7 protein-coding genes are annotated in these 4,202 nt (G+C 71.2%); 4 read left to right on the plus strand and 3 right to left on the minus strand.

Annotated elements, in window-relative coordinates; all coding sequences use genetic code 11:
- Both JL475_RS38215 and JL475_RS38220 read left to right on the plus strand, forming a co-directional pair.
- Positions 1-451: helix-turn-helix transcriptional regulator (locus JL475_RS38215; RefSeq protein WP_202282803.1), on the plus strand; the 451-nt coding region annotated here is incomplete at its 5' end.
- A gap of 134 nt (positions 452-585) precedes the next feature.
- Positions 586-783 carry a hypothetical protein gene (locus tag JL475_RS38220; RefSeq protein WP_202282804.1) on the plus strand — a complete coding sequence of 66 codons (198 nt, stop codon included), beginning with the start codon at positions 586-588 and terminating at the stop codon, positions 781-783.
- Between the two features lie 3 nt (positions 784-786).
- Here JL475_RS38220 and JL475_RS38225 read toward each other — a convergent pair whose 3' ends face one another.
- The 3 genes from JL475_RS38225 to JL475_RS38235 form a co-directional block, all read right to left on the minus strand.
- Positions 787-1,059 (minus strand): hypothetical protein, encoded by a 273-nt coding sequence (locus JL475_RS38225; protein WP_202282805.1) that lies wholly within the window; start codon positions 1,057-1,059, stop codon positions 787-789.
- Complete coding sequence (locus JL475_RS38230; RefSeq protein WP_202282809.1) at positions 1,056-1,409, minus strand: DUF6247 family protein; 354 nt, start codon at positions 1,407-1,409, stop codon at positions 1,056-1,058. The genes JL475_RS38225 and JL475_RS38230 overlap by 4 nt, the downstream gene beginning before the upstream one ends.
- Before the next feature lie 166 nt (positions 1,410-1,575).
- The gene (locus JL475_RS38235) at positions 1,576-2,985 is read right to left on the minus strand and encodes a DUF2252 domain-containing protein (protein ID WP_202282806.1); all 1,410 of its coding nucleotides are present in this window, start codon (positions 2,983-2,985) and stop codon (positions 1,576-1,578) included.
- 153 nt (positions 2,986-3,138) lie between these two features.
- Here JL475_RS38235 and JL475_RS38240 point away from each other — a divergent pair, with 153 nt between their 5' ends.
- Both JL475_RS38240 and JL475_RS38245 read left to right on the plus strand, forming a co-directional pair.
- Positions 3,139-3,582: an SHOCT domain-containing protein gene (locus JL475_RS38240; protein ID WP_202282807.1), complete on the plus strand. Its 444-nt coding sequence runs from the start codon at positions 3,139-3,141 to the stop codon at positions 3,580-3,582.
- Positions 3,583-3,739: 157 nt separating this feature from the next.
- Positions 3,740-4,096: a hypothetical protein gene (locus JL475_RS38245; RefSeq protein ID WP_237409439.1), complete on the plus strand. Its 357-nt coding sequence runs from the start codon at positions 3,740-3,742 to the stop codon at positions 4,094-4,096.
- Positions 4,097-4,202 lie beyond the last annotated feature (106 nt).

The raw sequence follows: 4,202 nt of genomic DNA on the forward strand, positions 1-4,202 counted from the left end.
GACCGGCCCCGGGGTGTCCGTGCGGGCCGCCCTGGTACGGGCCTGGAACGGGCACCTGGCGGGCGACCCGGCCGCCGCCCGCCGGTGTGACGCCGCGGCGCTGCGCGGGGCCCGGCACGGGCATCTGCGCCGCCCCTTCGTGGACGCCGGGCCGTGGCTCGCACCGCTGCTGGACACGGACCCGCTGCGGGGGCTGGCCGCGGGCTGGCTCGTCACCGGCTCCGCCGACGTGCCGCCGCCCGCCGTGCCGCCCGTGGTGGAGGATCTGAGCGGCCGGGAGCGGGACGTGCTGCGGCGGCTGGCGCGGATGATGACGACCGAGGAGATCGCCGCCGACCTGTACGTGTCGGTCAACACGGTGAAGACCCACCTCAAGAGCGTCTACCGGAAGCTCGACGTCAACCGCCGCGCCGACGCCGTACGCCGGGCCCGCGACCTGCGGCTGCTGTGAGCCCGGCCGCCCCGCGCGAGCCGCTCACCGCCCCGCTCACCTGCCACGGGTGAGGGCGGGGCGGCCGGGCGGGGTGGACGATCGCAGGGTGGCAGCAGTCTGCCGCCGCTCCCGAGCCGTGGGAGGAGGGGCGCATGCACTACGAGATCCGCGTGGACGGCCACATGTCGGACACGCTGACCGAGACCTTCCCCGAGCTGGACCATGTCGTGATGCGGGGCCAGACCGTGCTGTTCGGCCAGGTCGTCGACGAGGCACACCTGTACGGCCTCCTGGCCCGCCTGCGCTCCCTGGGCCTCCGCGTGGTCGAGATGCGCCCGACCCCCCAGTGACGCCTACAGCGCGTCGAACGGCGGCACGATACGGACCACGATGATCAGCGGGTCACGTGGCGCCACCAGGAAGTAGAACCAGCCGCCGGCGGCATCCATGCGCCTCAGACCGCCCGGTCGAGGGCCGTTGCCGATGTCGCTGAGGTCGACGCCCATACCGGCAAGGTCGACGAGCTGGTCGGTCAGGCGTTCCACTTCAGCCACGACGTGAACGGGGATGCCGGCTACCACGTGGTCGTGGTCGGGGTCGTATTCCCAGCGCCAGTCCGTGCTCACAGGGCCGGGAGACCGATGGCCGCGTGAGCTGTGTCCAGGATTCGGCCGATCTCAGAAGCGGCCTCTCGTGCCTGAGCCGCGCCGCCGGACTCGACGGTGTCTTCCCAGCGTCGGAGGTCTGCTGCCAGCTCGGGCCAACGCTGGATATGGACATAGACGGCCCACTGGCCGATGAACCGCTGGAGCGGCGTCAGGTCGCAACTCTGCCGGGACTGGTCAGCCGCCTGATCCAACTCCCGGGTGAAGGCCGGCAGTGCTGCGGGCGCGATCTGGCTGACCGCCTGGCGCAACGCGGCAACCGTGGCAGGCGGCTGGGGGATGAGTGGTTGCCCGGCGGCGAAGGTAGTCATGGCTGCTCCCATGGGCACGATTCTGATCCCGGGCGTCAGCGTATCGGGCATGAGTGCTTCCTCACCGCTCGAACGAGTGTTCTTCGATGCGTCCGTGACGTCTGAGGTGGGTATGGCGCCGGTCGGGCGCACCCACCCCCTCTTCGCACACACGACCGCACGCGCGTCAGAGGCTCTCGGCGGTGAGCCTCCCGGAACGTACGGCGGCCCGGAGTTCCTCGAAGTCCCGCTCGTTGCGGTCGGCGTAGGCCTGGGCGAAGTCGGGGAGGGCTTGGTCGAAACGGTCGCTCGTGCCCAGGTAGGCGGCGATCGCCAGGGGGTCGCCGGAGCGCGCGTGGGCGCGGGCCAGGCTGCCTCCGCACCAGCCCCCGAAGAGGGCGAGCGTCCGGGCGTCCATGGTCTCCGGACGCGCGATGCCCTTCCAGTCCCGCAGCTGGCGCACGTAGAAGTCCCTTTCCCTGCCGTCCAGGCCGAGGACGCGGTCCCAGCCCAGGAAGATGTCACTGGTCGTCTGGATCAGGCGTTGCCCGGTCACCACGCGGCGGCCCTGGTTGTCGAAGCGTTCGCCCTCCGTGTACGGCGCGAGCACCGACTCCTGCGCCTCCTTGGCCTGGAGCAGCAGCGGATCATCGTCGTCGCGGCCGAGCAGGAGCAGGATCCAGCAGCGGGTGCCGACGCTGCCGACGCCGACCACCTTGCGGGCCGTGTCCACGAGCCGGTACCGGTGGAGCAGGTGCCGACGCTCGGAGGACAGGGTGTCCGCGTATCCCTCGAGGATGGAGCGCAGTTCGCTCTCCTCACCGCGTCCGGGCGCGTCGGGCAGTAGGTCGCGCAGCGGGGTGATCAGGGGCGGGTCCGGGGCGATCCGCCGGCCCTCGGGGGTGATCCGGGTGAGCCGGTCGACGGCCTGGAGGTAGGTGTGGGCGCGGGCCCGCGCGGCGGCCCGTTCGGTACGGCGCCGGACGGACCGGTCGAGGGAGGAGGCGAGGAGTTCCCGCATCCGGTCGACGTCGTCCTGGGCGTACCAGACGTCCAGGGTGCGCATGTCGGCGAGGCCCCGCATCCGTTCGCGGTACGCCCGTACGCAGGCGATGACCGCCTTGTTCTGCTCCCGCTCGGAGAAGCCGTTGGCGCGGCCCGCGATGACGAGGCTGGCGGCGAGCCGTTTGACGTCCCATTCGAAGGGGCCGGTGAAGGTCTCGTCGAAGTCGTTGATGTCGAAGACGAGGTGCCGTTCCGGCGAGGCCAGCAGCCGGAAGTTCAGCAGATGCGCGTCGCCGCACAGCTGCACCTCCAGCCCGCTGTGCGGCAGCGTGGCGAGGTCGGCGGCCATGATCGCGGCGGCGCCCCGGTAGAAGCGGAACGGCGACTCCAGCATGCGCCCGTACCGGATCGGGACCAGTTCGGGCACCCGCGTGGCCGACTGCCGCGCGAGCACGTCGACCGGGTCGAAGCGGTCGGGACCAGGGGCGAACCGGCCGTGCGCCGAGCGTGCGACGCGTTTGCGGGCCGTCCGCCCCCGCTCGGTCCGCTCGGCCGGTGAGAGGGCCGCGACGACGGCGCTCGGTGCGGTCATGGTCCGCCCTCCTGTGGCTTCGGCGTACATCCGCTCTCCAGCGCACCGCACTCCGTACCCGGCCGGGATCACCCGTCGGGGGTGAGGCGGCACGGCCGTCGCCGTGGGCAGCCTGAAACCGGCGCGCATCCCCGCGCCGGACGGAGGAGAGCCATGAGCCCCGCGACGTACCTCGCGTACGACTACCCCCTGCTCGGAGCCTTCTGGACCATGCTGCTGCTGTTCCTGTGGGTCATGTGGTTCGTGCTGCTGTTCCGGGTCGTCGTCGACATCTTCCGGGACGACTCGCTGAGCGGCTGGGCCAAGACCGGCTGGATGATCTTCGTCATCCTGCTGCCCTTCGTCGGCGTGTTCGTCTACGTCATCGCCCGCGGCAAGAACATGGGCCGGCGGGAGATCGCGCAGGCCCGCGCGCAACAGGAGGCGTTCGACAGTTACATCCGGGAGACCGCGGCGGGCCACGGCACGCAGACCGGCACCGCCGAAGAACTGCACCGGCTGTCCGAGATCCGCTCGCGCGGCGACCTCACCGACGAGGAGTTCAACCGGGCCAAGGAACTGGTGCTGAGCGGCCACGGCTCCGGGCACGCCGGCTGACCCGCACCGGACCCGCCCGCTGACCGCACCGGGCCCGCCCCGGCGCCCCGGACCCCGACCGCACACGACGGAATGAGGTGGCGACATGGCTACACACGCTCCGCACGCACACGCACGCACGCGCACGCCGTCCGCGAAACACCAGGTGGCAGGCGGAATGACCGTCTTCGGCGGCGTCATGCTGCTGCTCGCGGGGATCCTCGGCATCGTCCGGGGAATCTCCGCGATCGCCCAGGACGACATCTTCGTCACCACGCAGAACTACGTCTTCAAGTTCGACCTCACGTCCTGGGGCTGGATCCATCTGATCCTGGGTGCGGTCGCCGTACTCATCAGCATGGGACTCTTCCAGGCCAGGACCTGGGCGCGAGTGGCCGGTGTGGCGATCGGCGGACTCATCATGATCGCCAACTTCATGTCGCTGCCGTACTACCCGGTCTGGTCGGTCGTGATGATCGCCCTCTCCGGCTTCATGATCTGGGCCCTGTGCCTGGTACGTCCCGGCGACACCTGAGGCGGCTGCTCGCCCGGAGCGTGCCGGGCAGCTCGCTGGTGCCGCCGTCGCCGACCATGGCCAGCGCGACCACGTCGTCGCCCTTGAGGCGGGCGGCGTGCGCGAG

Origin of the sequence: Streptomyces sp. M2CJ-2, from assembly GCF_016757295.1 — a bacterium.
Lineage (GTDB): Bacteria > Actinomycetota > Actinomycetes > Streptomycetales > Streptomycetaceae > Streptomyces.